Origin of the sequence: Vibrio olivae, assembly GCF_042428525.1 — a bacterium.
GTDB classification, from domain to species: domain Bacteria; phylum Pseudomonadota; class Gammaproteobacteria; order Enterobacterales; family Vibrionaceae; genus Vibrio; species Vibrio olivae.
Genome location: NZ_JBHMEP010000002.1, coordinates 156107 through 173478, shown reverse-complemented (window position 1 = coordinate 173478; position 17372 = coordinate 156107). Strand labels below are relative to the sequence as shown.

The 17372-nt window shown below is 46.7% G+C and carries 18 protein-coding genes; 9 read left to right on the top strand and 9 right to left on the bottom strand.

The window, feature by feature from the left end:
• Window positions 1-71: 71 nt before the first annotated feature.
• Window positions 72-512 carry an Lrp/AsnC family transcriptional regulator gene (locus ACFFUV_RS10660; RefSeq protein WP_390192274.1) on the top strand — a complete coding sequence of 147 codons (441 nt, stop codon included), beginning with the start codon at window positions 72-74 and terminating at the stop codon, window positions 510-512.
• Between the two features lie 2 nt (window positions 513-514).
• Here ACFFUV_RS10660 and ACFFUV_RS10655 read toward each other — a convergent pair whose 3' ends face one another.
• From ACFFUV_RS10655 to ACFFUV_RS10645, 3 genes are all read right to left on the bottom strand, one after another.
• Window positions 515-1855: an MATE family efflux transporter gene (locus ACFFUV_RS10655; protein ID WP_390192272.1), complete on the bottom strand. Its 1341-nt coding sequence runs from the start codon at window positions 1853-1855 to the stop codon at window positions 515-517.
• A 215-nt stretch (window positions 1856-2070) separates the two neighbouring features.
• Window positions 2071-2694, bottom strand: a complete 624-nt coding sequence (locus ACFFUV_RS10650; protein WP_390192269.1) for an HAD family hydrolase — start codon at window positions 2692-2694, stop codon at window positions 2071-2073.
• Window positions 2695-2727: 33 nt separating this feature from the next.
• A complete protein-coding gene (locus ACFFUV_RS10645; protein ID WP_390192266.1) occupies window positions 2728-3087 on the bottom strand; it encodes a glutaredoxin family protein in 360 nt (119 codons plus the stop codon).
• 399 nt (window positions 3088-3486) lie between these two features.
• Between ACFFUV_RS10645 and galE the strand changes: the two genes are divergently transcribed.
• The 4 genes from galE to galM all read left to right on the top strand — a co-directional run bounded on the left by galE (window position 3487) and on the right by galM (window position 7884).
• Complete coding sequence (gene galE, locus ACFFUV_RS10640) at window positions 3487-4497, top strand: UDP-glucose 4-epimerase GalE (protein WP_390192263.1); 1011 nt, start codon at window positions 3487-3489, stop codon at window positions 4495-4497.
• Window positions 4498-4525: 28 nt separating this feature from the next.
• On the top strand, window positions 4526-5587 hold the full coding sequence (locus tag ACFFUV_RS10635) for a UDP-glucose--hexose-1-phosphate uridylyltransferase (protein ID WP_390192261.1): 1062 nt from the start codon (window positions 4526-4528) through the stop codon (window positions 5585-5587).
• Between the two features lie 111 nt (window positions 5588-5698).
• The gene (galK, locus tag ACFFUV_RS10630; RefSeq protein ID WP_390193265.1) at window positions 5699-6811 is read left to right on the top strand and encodes a galactokinase; all 1113 of its coding nucleotides are present in this window, start codon (window positions 5699-5701) and stop codon (window positions 6809-6811) included.
• 14 nt (window positions 6812-6825) lie between these two features.
• Window positions 6826-7884: a galactose-1-epimerase gene (gene galM, locus ACFFUV_RS10625; RefSeq protein ID WP_390192258.1), complete on the top strand. Its 1059-nt coding sequence runs from the start codon at window positions 6826-6828 to the stop codon at window positions 7882-7884.
• Window positions 7885-7961: 77 nt separating this feature from the next.
• Here the strand turns inward: galM and ACFFUV_RS10620 are convergent, their stop codons facing one another.
• The 3 genes from ACFFUV_RS10620 to ACFFUV_RS10610 form a co-directional block, all read right to left on the bottom strand.
• Window positions 7962-8966, bottom strand: coding sequence for a substrate-binding domain-containing protein (locus ACFFUV_RS10620; RefSeq protein WP_390192256.1), 1005 nt, complete (start codon window positions 8964-8966; stop codon window positions 7962-7964).
• A 161-nt stretch (window positions 8967-9127) separates the two neighbouring features.
• On the bottom strand, window positions 9128-9532 hold the full coding sequence (locus ACFFUV_RS10615) for a hypothetical protein (RefSeq protein WP_390192253.1): 405 nt from the start codon (window positions 9530-9532) through the stop codon (window positions 9128-9130).
• A gap of 138 nt (window positions 9533-9670) precedes the next feature.
• Window positions 9671-10570: a LysR family transcriptional regulator ArgP gene (locus ACFFUV_RS10610; protein WP_390192249.1), complete on the bottom strand. Its 900-nt coding sequence runs from the start codon at window positions 10568-10570 to the stop codon at window positions 9671-9673.
• A gap of 110 nt (window positions 10571-10680) precedes the next feature.
• Here ACFFUV_RS10610 and ACFFUV_RS10605 point away from each other — a divergent pair, with 110 nt between their 5' ends.
• The gene (locus ACFFUV_RS10605) at window positions 10681-11298 is read left to right on the top strand and encodes a LysE/ArgO family amino acid transporter (protein WP_390192248.1); all 618 of its coding nucleotides are present in this window, start codon (window positions 10681-10683) and stop codon (window positions 11296-11298) included.
• Between the two features lie 91 nt (window positions 11299-11389).
• On the top strand, window positions 11390-12109 hold the full coding sequence (locus tag ACFFUV_RS10600) for an SGNH/GDSL hydrolase family protein (protein ID WP_390192245.1): 720 nt from the start codon (window positions 11390-11392) through the stop codon (window positions 12107-12109).
• Window positions 12110-12219: 110 nt separating this feature from the next.
• Here the strand turns inward: ACFFUV_RS10600 and ACFFUV_RS10595 are convergent, their stop codons facing one another.
• Window positions 12220-13443: an aldose 1-epimerase family protein gene (locus tag ACFFUV_RS10595; RefSeq protein WP_390192242.1), complete on the bottom strand. Its 1224-nt coding sequence runs from the start codon at window positions 13441-13443 to the stop codon at window positions 12220-12222.
• A 295-nt stretch (window positions 13444-13738) separates the two neighbouring features.
• Window positions 13739-14173, bottom strand: a complete 435-nt coding sequence (locus tag ACFFUV_RS10590; protein ID WP_390192239.1) for a hypothetical protein — start codon at window positions 14171-14173, stop codon at window positions 13739-13741.
• Between the two features lie 163 nt (window positions 14174-14336).
• Here ACFFUV_RS10590 and ACFFUV_RS10585 point away from each other — a divergent pair, with 163 nt between their 5' ends.
• Window positions 14337-14762 carry a GNAT family N-acetyltransferase gene (locus ACFFUV_RS10585; protein WP_390192237.1) on the top strand — a complete coding sequence of 142 codons (426 nt, stop codon included), beginning with the start codon at window positions 14337-14339 and terminating at the stop codon, window positions 14760-14762.
• Window positions 14763-14830: 68 nt separating this feature from the next.
• Here the strand turns inward: ACFFUV_RS10585 and ACFFUV_RS10580 are convergent, their stop codons facing one another.
• A complete protein-coding gene (locus tag ACFFUV_RS10580; protein WP_390192235.1) occupies window positions 14831-16540 on the bottom strand; it encodes a phospho-sugar mutase in 1710 nt (569 codons plus the stop codon).
• Between the two features lie 348 nt (window positions 16541-16888).
• On the opposite strand from ACFFUV_RS10580, the gene ACFFUV_RS10575 reads away from it, so the two are divergent.
• A complete protein-coding gene (locus ACFFUV_RS10575; protein WP_390192232.1) occupies window positions 16889-17371 on the top strand; it encodes a MarR family winged helix-turn-helix transcriptional regulator in 483 nt (160 codons plus the stop codon).
• The last annotated feature ends 1 nt before the right edge of the window (window position 17372 follow it).

Below are 17372 nucleotides of genomic sequence, written 5' to 3'. Positions count from 1 at the left end.
TAGATAGAATTGTGCTCAATTTTGTGCTTTTATTTGTTGTTAATGAGCTATTTTTGCAATGGAATTAAGCAATGGATAAATTTGACGAAATAATATTGCGCGAGCTGAAGAATAACGGAAGAATCCCCAATGTAGAGCTTTCTGAGCGCGTTGGGCTTTCGCCATCGGCTACGCTACGCCGTGTACAAGAACTCGAAAAACGTGGTGTGATCAGTGGTTACCGTGCGGTGCTTAATCGTAATGTGATGGGGGTTGGCTTTATTGCCTATGTGTCGGTTGGGTTATCGAGCCACGGAAAAAAAGCGCAAAAAGAGTTTGAACAGCATGTTCAGTTTGTTGATGAAGTGGTTGAATGCCACAACATCACTGGGGCTAACGAATACTTGCTGCGAGTTGAGACCAATGATTTGGTCGGCTACAAGCGATTCCACGCAGATGTGTTGGGCGAGTGCCAAGTGGTGAATGCCATCACTACCATGGTAGTGATGGATTCGTCGAAAGATGAGCGTTGAGCTTAGTTTTGTTGGGCTAATTTTGCTTCGACTTGAGTCAGTGCTCGGCGATACATGAGCCAAGCACAAAGTCCAGCAAAGAGGTTGCCGACAAGAGCGCCGATAAACAAGCCTTGTAATCCGTCCAATTGAGCACCGAGCCACAAGCAAGGCAGGAAGAAAACGAACAGACGCAGTGCCGAAATGGTTAACGCGGTATACGATTTACCTAATGCGTTGGACACCGATACCATCATCATACACACGCCAAGTGGTCCAAGGCTCAAAGGCACAATCATCAAGTGCCAATTTAAAATCGACTCAACACTGTGCTCACTGGTCATGAGTTGAGCCAGTGGTGTTGCGGCAAGCCAAGTGATGATCGCAATCACCAGCTGTAAACCAAGTATGAACTTGACGGCAATGTTAATGAGTTGGCGAATATCCTGTATTTTCCCGGCCCCCAGTAAGCGACCAATCATTGGAGGCATGGACATGGTTAACGCCAATACCGCAACAATAGCAAAAAACTCATAGCGAGAACCCAATGCCCACGCAGCCACTGCGGCGGTGCCGAACGTGGCAAGCAATTTGGTGGCTAACATTGATGAAAGCGGAGGAAGAAGCTGGCTTATCATCGCTGGCCCCATGATATTGCTGATCGAACCTACGCTGCGCACGATATTGAGATCATGCCAATCAAAACTTACCCAATGGCGTGACATGACTTTTGGGGCAACCACTAAAATACCGATACCAAACGCGAGTATCGTTGCAATCGCAGCTCCGTTAATACCCAAATCAAGGGTAAAAATGAAGATAGGGTCAAGCGCTAGGTTGAGTACGCTGGTGACCATCATCATGGTGCCTGGCAACATGGTATTGCCGTTTGAGCGGCAGAGGCTGTAGAAAAAGTAAAGTACAGCGCCCGTCCAAGAGCTGACTAACCAGTATATCCAATAACTGTCTATGATTGGCATGACGCTGTCTGGGGCACTAAGCAGAGACAGTAAAGGGCCGCGCAACAGGTAAATCAGCACGGAAAACAGCGCAATTCCAATGCTCCCGATGGCAATCACCAAGCCGCCAAGTTGTTTGGCATAGCGTGTTTGTCCGGCGCCTAACGCACGAGAGATAACCGCCGTGGTTGCGATGCCTAGGCCCACTTGAAGTCCAATGATCACCATCTGAATTGGTAAGGTGAACCCTTGTGCAGCTAACGGTAAAACGCCAAGTTGACCGATAAAAGCACTATCCACCAATTGAAAGCTCATGAGCGACAGCACGCCGAATAACATCGGCCAAGTCATGGTAAACAATTGGCGGCTTAAAGAATTGGGTGGAGCGGAAACAGTATCAGACATAATTCTCGAACTTGTGTAATAAAGAAAAGTAAACCGAGGTGTGGTTAACCTCGGTTTAGCTGCTAGAGATTATTGGGGATGAAAGCCAACTAATCAACCGTCACCGCGTAAGGTTACTGCGATTTTATATGGCACCATAGTTTGGCATTGACGGTGTGGATTCACCAATGCTTTGATATCGAGAGATCGAAGTTGGTAAGCGGTTACTTCACTCTCTATTGATGTTTACTGATATACGGAATTAATTGATCAAGTGAGTTAACGGTAAGCGAAGCATACGCGGAAAACTCTCGATGCATCGGATGGTTAGTGACGAGGCAACTTGGCGTCTTTGCATTCATCGCGGTATGTAAATCATGCACGTAGTCGCCAACATAAATCAGCTCCTCTGGCATTAGTTGCCAGCGCTCAAGGAGGGCATTTAACGCGTCTGGACTAGGCTTGGCGGCGTAGTGTTCTCGGCTAATTACGGGCGAAATCGTCAACTCATGCTGCTCAAGTTTTTGCTTCGCGGCTGCTTGGCAATTACGAGTAATGATCGCCACATGATGCTGCTCGTGAGCTAATACGTTGAGCAGTGCTTTGGCCCCTGGCATCAGTGCGCTGTGCCGAGCATCGTCAAGTTCATGATCGACCACAATTTGATGGGCTTTTTGTGCTTGTTGATGCGGAAGTTCGTCGACGTAGTCAAGAACATCCCGTTGAGGCGGGCACCCGATTTGTTCACGAAGCCAAACAAAGTTCAGTTGCGAGCTAATCAGAGTATTATCCAAATCAAACACCATGGCTTTGATTTTGGTCCAATCGAGCTTTACTGGATGTGAAGCAATCCGCGTCATACTCTTTCCTATGGCTGCCTATCAGAGATCAATTTAAGCGAACTCTTTTTCTAAGTACGCGACAATGTCTGAAGATTCATACATCCATTGAGTTTGACCATTTTTCTCAATGCGCAAACATGGCACTTTGATTCGTCCACCACCTTGCTCTAACTCAGCTCGATGCTGTGGATTGTTCTTCGCGTCTTTCAATGCAACATTCACGGATTGACGTTTCATCGCGCGGCGAACTTTCACGCAAAATGGGCAAGCTTCGAATTGGTACAGCGCTAAAGATCTAGCCTTTTCATCAACTTGACGCTGATCTTGGGGATTGCGTTTAATGCCTTTGGGAGAAAATACCGCATTTAGTACCAAAATGAGTTTTCCTAATAACCAGCGAATGACTTTCATATTGTTTTCCAATATTGCAGTTTGAATGAATGGCCTAACACAGAGGCCCAATGAATCGGTGCTACTTTGCCAATCCTTAATTTGATAATCAACCGTCGATGCGCCAAAGCGCGATGTTTTCTGATGGTTTTTGACGTTCCTTAGCAGATCAAAGGGTTTCTCTGAGTCGCGAATGTTGTATTTGGATTAGCCTTATAATGGTGCTTTTTTTGTAAACGTTTACCTCTGGTTATTAATTTATTAACTCGTGCTTTATTAACAGGGAAATTAGTACCTCTTAAATTTTTAATGAAAATTAGTGGAAACGTTTACATGTTGTGCTTTTTATCACAGAAACGATCTTCGTCGTACTGCTAAACTCAGCGCTACTAATTTGGGTAATCAACAGAGAGGTTAGTCGTGAACGTTCTCATTACCGGTGGCATGGGGTATATCGGCAGTCACACTTGCGTTGAAATGTTAGAAGCGGGTTTAACACCCATCATCATTGATAACTTATGTAACGCCAGATCTGAAGTACTCAATCGCATTGAGCACTTGACTCAACAACGCCCGGTTTTTTTAGAGGGTGATGTCCGTGATGAAGCTTTTTTGGACTCCGTATTTGCCCAATATGATATCGATTCGGTGATTCATTTTGCCGGATTGAAAGCGGTGGGGGAGTCAGTCAGGAAGCCTCTTGAGTATTACGACAATAACGTAAATGGTTCGTTGGTACTCACCCGCTGTATGCGCAAAGCGGGCGTCACAAGTCTTGTCTTCAGCTCTTCAGCAACGGTTTATGGCGACCCTCAATCTGTGCCAATTACTGAACAGGATCCTACTGGCGCGACAACAAACCCCTATGGTACCAGTAAATACATGGTGGAGCGGTGTCTCATGGATTTGGTTCATGCCGAACCCGAGTGGAGTATTACGTTGCTACGCTATTTTAATCCGGTTGGTGCGCATCCTTCAGGATTAATGGGAGAAGACCCACAAGGCACGCCCAACAATTTGATGCCTTTTATTGCGCAAGTTGCCGTCGGGAGACGCGAAAAACTGTCTATCTTTGGTGATGATTATCAGACAAAAGATGGTACGGGTGTACGGGACTACATCCATGTGCTCGACTTGGCCGATGGGCATATTGCGGCGCTACAACAAGTGGGTGCAAAGCCGGGACTGCATATTTTTAACCTTGGTACGGGACAGGGCTCCAGTGTGTTGGATATGGTGAATGCATTTTCTCAAGCAAGCGGTAAATCGATTGCTTATGAGCTGTGTCCGCGGCGGCCAGGCGATATTGCGAAGTGCTGGGCAAGTACTGACAAAGCTCAGCGTGAGCTTGGTTGGAAAGCCAAACGCAGTGTTACCGAAATGACCGCCGATACATGGCGCTGGCAGTCTAACAACCCTCAGGGTTATTAAGTTTTTAACAATTTGGGTAAATACGATTATGGCGAACAAACAATTTAATCCGGTTGATCATCCCCACCGACGCTTCAATCCATTGACAGGTCAGTGGGTTCTTGTTTCTCCCCATCGCGCTAAGCGCCCTTGGAGTGGGCAAGATGAAACCCCTGCACTCGAGCAGTTACCAAGTTATGAGCCCACGTGCTTTTTGTGTCCAACGAATCCACGGATTTCTGGCGATGTGAACCCGGATTATCATGGCACTTATGTGTTTGACAATGATTTTGCGGCATTGATGGTCGACTCACCGGATACGCCGCCGTCAGAAGACCCATTATTTCAAGCGCAGGGTGTTCGTGGTTTAAGTCGAGTCATTTGCTTCTCACCCGATCACAGCAAAACCTTACCTGAACTCTCGGTTCACGCCATTCGACAAGTGGTCGATACCTGGAGTGAACAAGTCGCGGAGCTAGGCAAAGAGTATATATGGGTTCAGGCGTTTGAAAATAAGGGAGAAACCATGGGGTGCTCTCAACCACACCCCCATGGGCAAATTTGGGCAAATAGTTTTTTGCCCAATGAGATCGAACGAAAAGACACCAACCTGAAACAGTACTACCAGCAGCATAACCGCAACTTATTGACTGACTACGTCGAGGCAGAATTAAAGCATGGTGAGCGTGTTGTCGTCGAAACCGAACATTGGGTGGCTCTCGTGCCTTATTGGGCAGCGTGGCCATTTGAAACCATGTTGCTGCCAAAAGCGGCGGCTCGGCGTTTCAGTGACTTAAACGAAGCACAGCGTGATGATCTGGCTTTAGCACTGAAAAAGCTCACGAGTCGCTATGACAACTTGTTCCAATGTTCCTTCCCGTATTCGATGGGATGGCATTATGCGCCATTTTTTGAGCAAGGAACCGATATCGAGCATTGGCAGTTACATGCCTTGTTTTATCCACCACTGCTGCGCAGCGCTAGCGTGCGTAAGTTTATGGTCGGTTATGAAATGTTAGCGGAAACGCAGCGTGATTTAACGGCGGAACAAGCCGCTCAAAGGCTACGTGATGTGTCAGATGTCCACTACAAGTCTGAACGCAATGACTAAACCCAATCCGTTTTTAGTGCGCTTTCTTTAGGCTAGCGCGCTAAATAACCAAAATTGAAGAGAAATAACATGAGTGATCCAGTAAGCAAGGTGTCGGCGAGTTTTGAAACGATGTTTGGCGCAAAACCGCAGTTCTTGGTCCAAGCTCCAGGGCGAGTTAACTTGATTGGTGAACATACCGATTACAATGATGGTTTTGTTCTGCCGTGTGCGATTAACTATCAGACTGTGGTCGCTGCGAGTCGACGTGAAGACAGCCTTGTACGAGTGGTGTCGGCCGATTACCAAAACCAGTTGGATGAATTTGACTTAACCCAGCCGATTGAATTTCAAGCCGATAAAATGTGGGCCAACTATATCCGTGGTGTGGTGAAATGCTTGCTTGAGCGTGACTTGACGTTAGGCGGATTAGATCTGGCTGTGAGTGGAAACGTACCGCAGGGGGCAGGGCTTAGTTCTTCTGCCGCGTTAGAAGTGGTCATAGGGCAAACGTTTAAAGAACTTTATCAACTTAATCTATCTCAAGCTGAAATTGCACTCAACGGGCAAAAAGCAGAAAACGAATTTGTGGGCTGCAACTGCGGCATTATGGATCAGCTGATTTCTGCTGAGGGCGTTGAGAACCACGCCTTGCTGATTGATTGTCGAACCCTAGCCACCAAGCCGGTTTCTATGCCCAAAGAGTTGGTGGTGGTTATCATTAACTCGAATAAACAGCGGGGGTTAGTTGACAGCGAATACAACATGCGTCGTGAGCAGTGTGAGCAAGCAGCACAAGCGTTTGGCGTGCCCGCCCTTCGCGATATTAGTTTGGCGCAGTTCGAACTGAATAAAGCGAGTTTATCGCCAGTAGTGGCGAAACGCGCTCGCCACGTGATTACTGAAAATGCACGAACGATTGAAGCAGCAAAAGCGCTCGAAGAGGGGAATATCGCCCATTTAGGCGCTTTGATGGCGCAATCTCATGCCTCTATGCGAGATGATTTTGAAATTACAGTACCGGAAATTGATACCTTAGTTGAAATTGTTCAAGGTGTGATTGGTGACCAAGGTGGTGTGCGGATGACGGGTGGTGGCTTTGGGGGCTGTGTCGTATCATTGGTGGTGCCTGAGTTAGTGGAAGCGGTTACATCTGCTGTTGCTGAGCAGTATCAAGCTGCAACTGGACTCAAGGAAACTATCTATGTCTGCCAAGCCCATACAGGGGCTGGCCTCGTCAACTGATCAAGGAGCACAGCGTGACCCATCCACTATTTGAAACAATGACAACTGAGCCTGCGTATGATGGCAAGCCGGCGACATTGGTTGAACTTAAGAATGCCAAAGGCATGCGTTTGGTATTGATGGATATCGGTGCAACCTGGCTGAGCTGCAGTTTACCCTTGGCAAGCGGTGAGCAACGGGAAGTACTGCTGGGTGTCGACACCCTAGCGAACTTCAAGCGCCAACAAAGTTACATGGGGGTAACGGTTGGGCGTTATGCGAACCGTCTTGCTAAAGGGGCTTTTAACGTTGATGGCCAAGCGTATATCGCTGACCAAAATCAGAAAGGAAATTGTTTGCACGGTGGTGATGGTGGGTTTCATAGTTTGCGTTGGGAAATTGAATCGCACTCTGACTACCATGTTACTTTCAAGATAGTTTCCGCTGACGGCGACCAAGGTTTTCCAGGTAATGTAACCATGCGTGCTACTTATACCCTGACAGATGACGATGAAGTCTTGATTGATTACCAAGGGGAAACCGATAAAGCAACGCCGCTCAACATGACCAACCATGCTTATTTCAACTTAAATGGCGCCGAGTCTCAAACCGATACTCTTGCGCATGAATTATGGATTGATGCGCCATGGTATTTACCCATTGATGATGCTGGCATTCCAAATGCGGATTTAACGGCAGTCATTGAAACTGGATTCGATTTTCAGGAGCCGAAAACGCTTGGTCAAGATTTACTTAAAGATGAGCAGCAAAAACCGCATCAAGGTTATGATCATGCTTACTTTTTTTCTGACCAGCGTGATGTCGCGAAGCCGATTGCGCGTCTTGTCAACCAAGACCAAAGCATTCGGATGGAAGTGTTAACCGATAAGCCTGCCATTCAGCTCTATGGTGGGAACTGGTTGGAAGGTACACCGGCACGTAACGGGCAACATTATAAAACTTATGCTGGCGTGGCACTAGAAACCGAGTTTCTCCCTGATTCTCCGAATCATCCAGAGTGGCCTCAACCCAGCTGTATCTTCGAACCTGGACAAACGTACCGCTTTCATACTGGCTATCATTTTCACTATTAAGACAGTGACAACCCCAATAAGGCTTACGCAAGTAAGCCTTATTGCTATGTGCTTATTGCTGTGTGTCTGCAGGGGAATTAATCGAGCGCTTTTACCGAGTCGCGTTTGACCATGGTTGGTGAATAGCGCATGACCTCTGGCTCGGTAGGGGCATCACCTGCTGCGAGTTCCAGTGCGAGATTCGCCGCTTTTTCCGCCATCATTTGTATTGGATAACGTACGGTGGTAAGCCTTGGTTTTACGTAGCGGGCAATAAACCCATCATCGAAACCCACGATGGAAACTTGACTCGGTACGTCAAGGCCATTTTCATCCAAAATAGATAATGCGCCTGCCGCCATATAGTCGTTGTAGGCGACAACACCGGTAAACTCAATTCCTTTGGTTAAAAGGTGCATCATCGCATCTTCGCCGCCGTCATTGTCGGGTTCACCACTTTCAATATAAGCATCTGACAGCGGGATTTGATGATCAGCCAGAGCTTGGCGATAGCCTCCAATACGTTCATTAACATCTTCTATATCGTGGCTAGAAGTGATACAGGCAATTTTTTCGTGGCCCTGGCGAATGAGAAACTCGGTCGCCAAATAGGCCCCTTTGTGGTTATCAAGATATACGCAGCGATCTTCTAATTCAGGAACATGGCGATTAATGATCACCAGGCCTTGAACCTCCTTAGAAAAATCAATCAGCTCTTGGTCTGAAAGGGCTTTAGCGTGAATCACCAATGCGTCACAGCGGTTATTGATCAGTAATTCTATCGCCCGGCGTTCATCATCGGCGCTGTGGTAGCCATTTCCTACCAATAAATGTTTACCGTTTTGGTGGGCTACCTTATCTATCGCTTTGACCATCGTGCCAAAGAACGGATCGGAGACATCACCTACCAACACCCCGATTGTATTGGTGCTTTGACTGACTAAAGCCCTCGCTGCGGCGTTTGGCCGATAACCCAACTCGTTCATGGCTTTGGTTACAGAATCGATTGAGCTCTGGCTCGCTTTTGGAGATTTGTTGATAACTCGAGAGACAGTAGCAACAGAAACGCCAGCGGCTTTCGCTACATCTTTGATAGTAGCCATGAAATTTGAGTTCCTCAGTTAGACATTTAGGAAATTAAACACTGGATGTTTGGCTAAAGCAAACATTGAATTCCCAATCATACGCAAATGCGAATTAAGCCATCACATTCATCAACATAGTCGTGCTGTTTTAACCCGTTTGGTTAATTTATGGGCTTGATTTACGCCGAATCAGCGAGCGACTCAATGGCGACGAAATTCAGGTCGCTCGGTGGCGTAATAGTAACGCCCGACACAGCCTGTTGTGAGTAGGTTTGCCGCGCGAGTTTGGGCGATAAGAAGGTGATCGTGGCGTTTGCCAAATCGAGTACACCTAAGGCCACGTTTTTGACCTCGACACCTGATTCGCCCGCAGGCTGATCCGTAAACTGACGCAAAATCAGCAATCGTTTCACCTTTTCCATCTCACCACGCTTTTGAGCCCAGTGCTCAAAGTCGTGGGCGTTTTCTGCATGAAAATGAATGTTCATTTGTGGGCTACTAATAAACAGCCGGTTACTTAGGCTATTTGCTTCAAAATAGAGGGCAAAATCGCTGATTGAGCACGCGACATCGGTCGTTAACATCGGCATATCCTATGACCATTGATGGTAAGTGTTACTCGGTGTTGTTTGTTCCCACCAAGCTATGGCTATTATATCCAGCCTTACGAGTTAACGCTTGCGCCAAGCGCTCAATGTAAGATTGCACCAATATTCAGCGAATTAGCTTGAGCGATGTAACTCACTCGTTGAGGCGTCAAATAACGCGTTGGTCACCCTATCGAGTAATTTGGATTGGACCGCTGCATGCTGCCAATAAAGCGGTTCATCAAGCCACATCTTAGGGGCAAGATACACCAACTGTTGATGTTTTATGGCGTCGCCAAGTAGACCTTCAGCGACCATACACCAACCCATGTGTTGAGTCGCAGCCGTCACTAACCCGGAAGAGTTGGGCATAAAGTGGACGTTATTGGGAGAAAGTGCCTGGTGGGTGACTTTTTCCATAAAGCGGTGTTGTAAGGGGTCTTTACGGTTATAAGCAATGAGCGGCGCTTGAATAAAGGCTTGTGGTGTAAGCCCGTTTGCAAAGTACCGTTTGGCAAATTGCGGAGAGGCCACGGCATAATAGCGCATGTTGCCCAAGTTATGACAAGTGCAGCCTTGGAGCGGCGTTTTCTCCGAGGTCAACGCACCAATCGCTGTGCCATTTTTGACGTAGTCGAGGGTATAATCTTGGTCATCAACGCACAGGTCAAAGAGATGACCATGCTGTTGGTGAAGAGCAGTTAAGGTGGGAATAAGCCATGTCGAGAGCGAATCTTCATTAACCGCAAGCGTAAAGCGCTTGGCCTGCGTTGACGCTCGAGGAACAAACTCCGCCATGACTTCGGTTTCGAGTAGGGCCATAGGTTTGACTTTCGCGAGCAGTTTTTCACCTGCAGGTGTGGGTTGGCAAGGTGACTGGCGAATCACCAGCAACTGTCCTATGCGATCTTCTAAGGTTTTAATTCGCTGTGAGATGGCAGAGGGCGTGACGGCTAAACGCTTGGCCGCAGCGTCAAAGCTGGTTTCTTCAATGACGGCAATAAATGCTTGTACTTGTGGAGAGAGTAAACTCATCGTGATGGCATCAACATTAGTTATTCTTAATTAAGATAAGATTATATCGTTTTCCTAATTAAGTCTTGTTGTCGATAATTGAAAACAACTTTTCCTTATTTGACGTTTTTATGATCATTTCTTCATTAGCAACTGGATTTACTACGGGCGCTGGCCTGATTGTTTGTATTGGCTCCCAAAACGCGTTCGTTCTTCGCCAAGGATTGCTACGCAGCCATGTTGGTTTGGTGGCCTTGGTGTGTATTATCAGTGACATTTTGCTGATTGCGGCTGGCATTTCAGGGCTAGGGTTTATGGTTGAGCAATGGCCAACTATGTTGCAGTGGGTTCGCTATGCGGGCGCCTTATTTCTTGCATTTAATGCGTTTCAGGCGGCAAAACGTGCATTCGATACCCATCAATCGTTGAACCCTTCCGAGTTCATTGCTCCGAGTCGAAAGAAAATACTGCTAACTTGCCTGGCATTTACGTGGCTCAACCCCCATGTGTATTTAGATACGGTGTTCATGCTGGGCAGCTTGTCGTTGCAGTACACCGAAGGCACCCAATGGGAATTTGGGGCAGGTGCGATGCTAGCGAGCGTGGCGTGGTTTATCTCTATCACTTACGGGGCGCGGTTGTTGCTGCCGTTATTTAAAAATCCCAACGCGTGGCGCGTTCTTGATGGGCTCGTCGCGTTAGTCATGACGTATCTTTGTATTGGACTGTTAGTGGTGCCACTTAATTAAACTTAATGGTGAATCTGCCGTGTTCTCACATTCAATATTGCATTTTTCGTTAAGGTGTCGATAAACGATGGCGTTAAAAGGTAGGGTCACTATGAATCTAAAACGATTATTTTTTGTGTTTACGCTGAGCACGTTGACGATAAACAGCTTTGCTGCCGATGCCAAATTTGTGCCTTACGGTAAAGCGGATAAATTTGAATCTGAAATCGCCCACTTTGAAACACGAGACCAGAAAAATCCTCCTGCGCCTAATGGTATTGTGGTGGTCGGCAGTTCCAGTATTGGGATGTGGCATTCGAACATTAAACAAGATTTGGCTCCGCTGACGATCATTCCTCGCGGGTTTGGAGGCAGTAACATGAATGATTTACTGCATTATGCTGAGCGAGTGATTGTGCCTTATCAGCCACGCGCAGTCGTGATTTATGAAGGGGATAATGATATTGCTCAGCGTGTTGCGCCGCAGCGAGTTGCTGATACCTTCGCCAAGTTGGTCAATACCATTCATCAACAGTTGCCAGATTGCCGTATCTATGTGCTTTCGATAAAACCCAGCCCCAAACGTACCAGTCACTGGCCGAATATGCAGCGCGTCAATCAATTGCTTGAAGCGCAAAGTCGCGAGGATCCAAATATCACCTATGTGGATGTTGCCACGGCGATGTTTGACGAGCTCGGTAAGCCTAATTCAGCGCTCTATCGTAAAGATAGGGTTCATATGTCACGTGAAGGGTATTTAATCTGGACCCAAGTTTTAAAGCCAATTTTGATTGAAAAAGAACTTGAATATGAACCTTCTTATCAGTCTTAGCCGGTGATGCCGAGGCCAACCGTGCGAGACGCTTGTGCATGGCTCATGGTCAATGATGTTCGATGTGAAAAGACCACCCCTTGGGTGGTCTTTTCGGAGCAAAAATCACGTTAGTCGCTGACGTTATTTAAATCCACAATCGGTTCTTCAACCTGCTTGACGGGGTTTCCGCCTTGAATGTCATCAACAATTTTTAGGGCTTGTTTAACATCCGATGAATTGTCGAGTAATTGATAAGTGACATCAAAATGCTTTGATTGTCCGGCCTTGATGGTGGGGACCAAACCCAGTGGACGCTGATATTTGGTGTTGTATGCGTAGCTGGTGCCGGGTTCAAGCCCCGTTACATAACCTTGTTTTTCCGTGTCGGTATTTTTCCAAAGGGTCAGTACAGGCAGTTGTTCTACATTAAACTTCACTGCCACGCCTTTATTGGCTACCGAGTTATGCAGAACGGCTAACGAGTTGCCTTGTTTATCGGCTAACGGCTTAAGATTAAAGACCATCTCATCAAAATCTTTGGTTGGACCAAGGTAAGTTTGCCAATCCTTTAAGCCCTTTTTTGCATAGGCATTAAACGGAGAGATTTCACTGGCAGGGGCTGAGACTTGAGCGCCTTTCTCCAAAATTGGCGTACCAAAATTAGAGTGATAAATGATTTGGTATTCATCGTCGTAGTCAGCGTGATTGGTGAGTGTGTCATGCACAGAAAAACGCAAACTCCCCGGAGTGGTTTCAAATCGAGTTTGCGTGACCAGCTCTGCTTTTTTAAATGTGCGCTCTGAAATATCACCTTGAACCGAGATGGTGTAAGGGGGCTCCTCTTCAATGGTAACTTTTACCGCTGAGGCTGGGGTATTTTGCGCTCGACCATGAAGACTTAAAAGTTGACCGTTATCATCCACGCCAGGATGCCCTGTCCATTCGTAACCGCAGCGCACCAGCATTTCATTAAACCCGTCGAGCCAACCTAATCCGTTACGACTTTCAAGGTCGATGTACACTGGGTTGACTATTTCTTTGACCGGAGAATCCCATCCGAGCACACGTTGACCATCTTGTTTAACGTTAAAAATGCCCATACCACGCGTCGGCACTAAAGTAATCTCCAGCTCTCCGTTTTTGATCACGATAATGTCAACGCCAGCTTGTTTGCCGCCATAGAGGCGCTGCTTTTCGACTGAGAACGGTGTCGGGCTATCAATCCCTAGTTGCTCACTGGTTACTTGCCAATTTCCCACATCTTGGTGGCTGTCGGTAAGGATAAATTCCGCGCCATAAGAAAAAACTGGGCAGGCGAGAAGTAGGGCAGCACATACAGAGGTTAATTTCATGTTGATTCCTTATTATTATCTGGCATAACTGAAACGATTCAGCTTCTAGGCTGAACCGTTTCAGCATAGATAAAGTTCCTGAATGGTTTCAAACAGAAAACTAACCTTGTGTGATGATGTTCATATCTGTCGGGCGGGGTTTGGCCAAGTTTGATTGGTGAATCACGTTCAGCAGCAATATAGCGTCATCGCTGTGTTTATGCCCAGTCAGCGCATCCATAGACACCATGTACCTTGGTCAAAATTGCCGCAATACATGGCTTTATCGCTTAAAAACCTAGGAAGTGAATGACGATTAACCCTGCATGCACTGAGTGAGGCTTTCTTTTACTCGACGCGCAGAGCGAATAATTTTTTCTTGAGCGATTAAACCATCGCTCATATCGCTTTCTATCAACTGATTCACGCGTAAGCTGCTGGCGCGGATATCATCGCCTTTGACGATCGAGCGAATCATGGTATCGCGGTAACGTTTGGGAAAGTCTTGGTAAGCATCGTATGAACAGTTTGCCATACGCTCAATCCGCTGGCTGGCGATATCAAGGAGGGATTCGAATTGCTGATGTGACATCTCAAGTTTTGCGGCTTGCTCTTTGAGTTCGTCGACAAATAGCGGTGTGGTGCTCTCGATATAACTTGAAATGTATTGGTTCTTGAGTTCTTCATCACTGGAGTTGGAGCATCCCCCCAGTGCAAGGCAGGCGATAATAAAGAGAATTTTTTGAGTCATGATGAAATTCCGAAATACGATCAATTCGCGGTTACTCTTAGACGGCGACAATAATGCCTTCAGTCTTAAATTTTGAGTTTATCAATGAAAATCATTTTGTTGTCTGTCTGTCACGTATACTGATTGGATCGAGAGAATCACCGCTAAATGGAGGCGTATCAAAATGTCTGTGCAGTTTATGATTAATCCGCCTAAATCGATTCGAGAAGTCATCTACAAAGGTTTGCAATCGTTCAATGCGCGTCACTTACCTGAAGGTGAGGTTTATAGCATTGCCTGCTTTGAGCAAGATGCCCAATTTAACGTGCTTGGCGGATTGATTGGCGAAGTGTTCAAAACCACGTTATTCGTCGAGTACCTATGGGTTGATGAAACGCACCGAGCGTCTGGGTTGGGTCGAGCGTTGATGTCAGAGATGGAACATCAAGTCCGTAAGCTTGGCGTGTGCGATTTATGCCTTGATACCTATACCTTTCAAGCCAGAGAATTTTATATCCGTATGGGGTTTGAAGAAGTGGGGCGGTATAGTGATTTTCCTGCTCAGGGGATTGATAAAATTTTTATGCAGAAGCGCTTAAGTCATCCATAAAAAAAGCCATCAACAGTAGGGGCTGCTGATGGCTTAAGCGTTATGTAGTATGACTTTATGGCTGGGTCTTAAGAGGCGAGACTGGCTTGATGTTCGCTAATCAGTGTCTCCATCTCACGTTCGGCATTGGCCTGCGCTTGTTCAAACGTTTCATCGATTTCAAAATCACCTGCAATCTCATAGTAACACTTGAGTTTAGGTTCCGTTCCTGACGGGCGAACGATGACTCGAGCGCCGCGTTCAAGTTGGTAAGTCAGAACATCGCTGCTTGGCAAATTGATGGCCTGAGTCTCACCATTTGCGTAAGTGCGTAGAGATAACTTGAGATCGTCAATGATTTCAACGCGGCGCCCGGCAATCATTTTAGGTGGGTTAGCTCGCAACGCGTCACCAACGGGTGGTGTGTCGGGCGATAATGCGATGCTGCGCTGCGCGTTAATATGCATCCCATGCTTACGATACAATGACTCCAGTTGATCCCAAATCGTTTTGCCTTGGCTTTGCAGTTCAGCCGTTAACTGTGCGAAGGCGACCAAAGCGGAAAGGCCATCTTTATCCCACACTTTGTTACCGACGGTGTATCCGAGCGCTTCTTCATAAGCAAACAAGAATTGATGATCTGATGTTTGTTTTTGCATCGCCACATTGGTCAGCCATTTGAACCCTGTTAACGTCTGGTAGTACTCAGCCCCGGCAGCTTTGGCAATTTTGCTGAGCAGGGTTGACGAAACAATAGTATTGCCGACCAACTGTTTATTAGCGTCTGTATTGCTAAGTAAGTAGTCACCAAATAAAGCGCCGACTTGGTCACCTGTTAGCATCTGATAACCGCCTTGTGGCTTTTTAACGGCCACGGCAAATCGGTCAGCATCAGGGTCGTTGGCACAAGCAATGTGTGCATCGACCGATTCAGCAAGCGCCATCACCATATCCATTGCGCCCGCTTCTTCAGGGTTAGGGAAGTTGACGGTTGGGAAGCTACCATCGGGCTCTCGCTGCTCTGTAACGCTATGAACTTGCTCGAACCCTGCGTCTTTCAGCAAGGTCTCCGCCATTTGCGCTCCGACGCCGTGCATTGCCGTGTAGGCGATACGTATTGCGTTGGGTTGATGATGATTTTGCAGTAGTGGATTACCAGAAATCGCCTGACGATAGGTCTGGTAGTAGTCATCAGTCAACCATACCATTTTTTCATCTTTTTCTGCTTGAGCCAAAGACTCTAATGGGAGCGGTTTGGTGGCTGCAATATCAATTTGCTCGGCAATACCTGAATCGTGCGGAGGAATGATCTGCGCGCCATTTTCCCAGTACACTTTAAAGCCATTGTACTCGGGTGGATTATGGCTGGCTGTGACGACCACCGCTGCAGCGGCATTAAAGTGTTTAACCCCAAAGGCAACGATCGGCGTGGCAGCGACTTGGTGAGTGAGATAAACCTTGATGCCCAGTGCTGTAAGTACACTGGCGGTATCATGGGCAAACTGCTTGGAATCTGGACGCCCATCATAACCAATGACCACACCACGTTGTCTGGCGTCTGTGATTTGTGCAATCAAATAGTGCCCTAAGCCTGCCGCTGTCTCTTGAATCACTAATCGGTTCATTCGGTTTGGCCCACAGCCAACTTTTCCGCGTAAGCCAGCAGTACCAAATTCTAATCGTGAGCTAAAGCGACTTTCCAATTCATCGATCATTTTTTCATCGATCAGATATTGCAGCTCTTCGCGTGTTCTTGGGTCTGGGTCGCGTTGCAACCACTGAGTCACTTTTTCCATCATAGCGGTAACCTTCATATTGTTGATGGAGAAATTGTAAGTGATATCTATTTTCGTTTACGAGAGCGCAATCGTTAAAACCTGCAACATCACCTTAACCTAACAATTTCTCTTGGATAACTACCAATTATTAGTTCTAAACCTGTGATTTTACGAGAGCAATTTCAACCCCTAGCCGCCAATGCGTTCGGCAATATCCTGTGATACGCCAATGTTTACCTCAATCCCTAATGTGATTGGAGTCAAAAAAAATCACTCATTAATATTTATTTACAATTGACTTCATTCACCATTAGGCGAATAATTAATTGCATAGTCAATTAATGACATGACAATTAAATGGTGAGTTTTATGTCTAACCGCAATTTGGAGCCGGACTCGATCATTGAAAACTTAGGTTTTCTGCTTGGGAAAAGCTGCCACATTAAAGATCGACTGCTCGATCAATACTTGTTACCAGAAGATATTACGTCGACGCAGGGGAAGGTTTTGTTTCAAATTTACCACCTGCGTTTTAATCGCCCGTCACACATCGGTAAGTCATTGAACGTCGATAATAGCGCGATTACACGCATGCTCGATCGTCTGGAAAAGAAAGAGCTCATTCGGCGTTTACCTGACCCTGAAGACCGTCGCTCGATTGTGATTACGTTAACCGATACCGGTGTTGATGTGGTGGAGCGAGCGCTGCCGCTTGCTGCACAAGCGATTGATGAGCTCACCCAAGCACTCACCGCAGAAGAAATTGAACAGCTGCGCCACTGTCTACAAAAAATTATTACCTCTGCGCTGCCAGAGAATTGCCAAGATACATACTTGAAGGGTTCAAATTGAT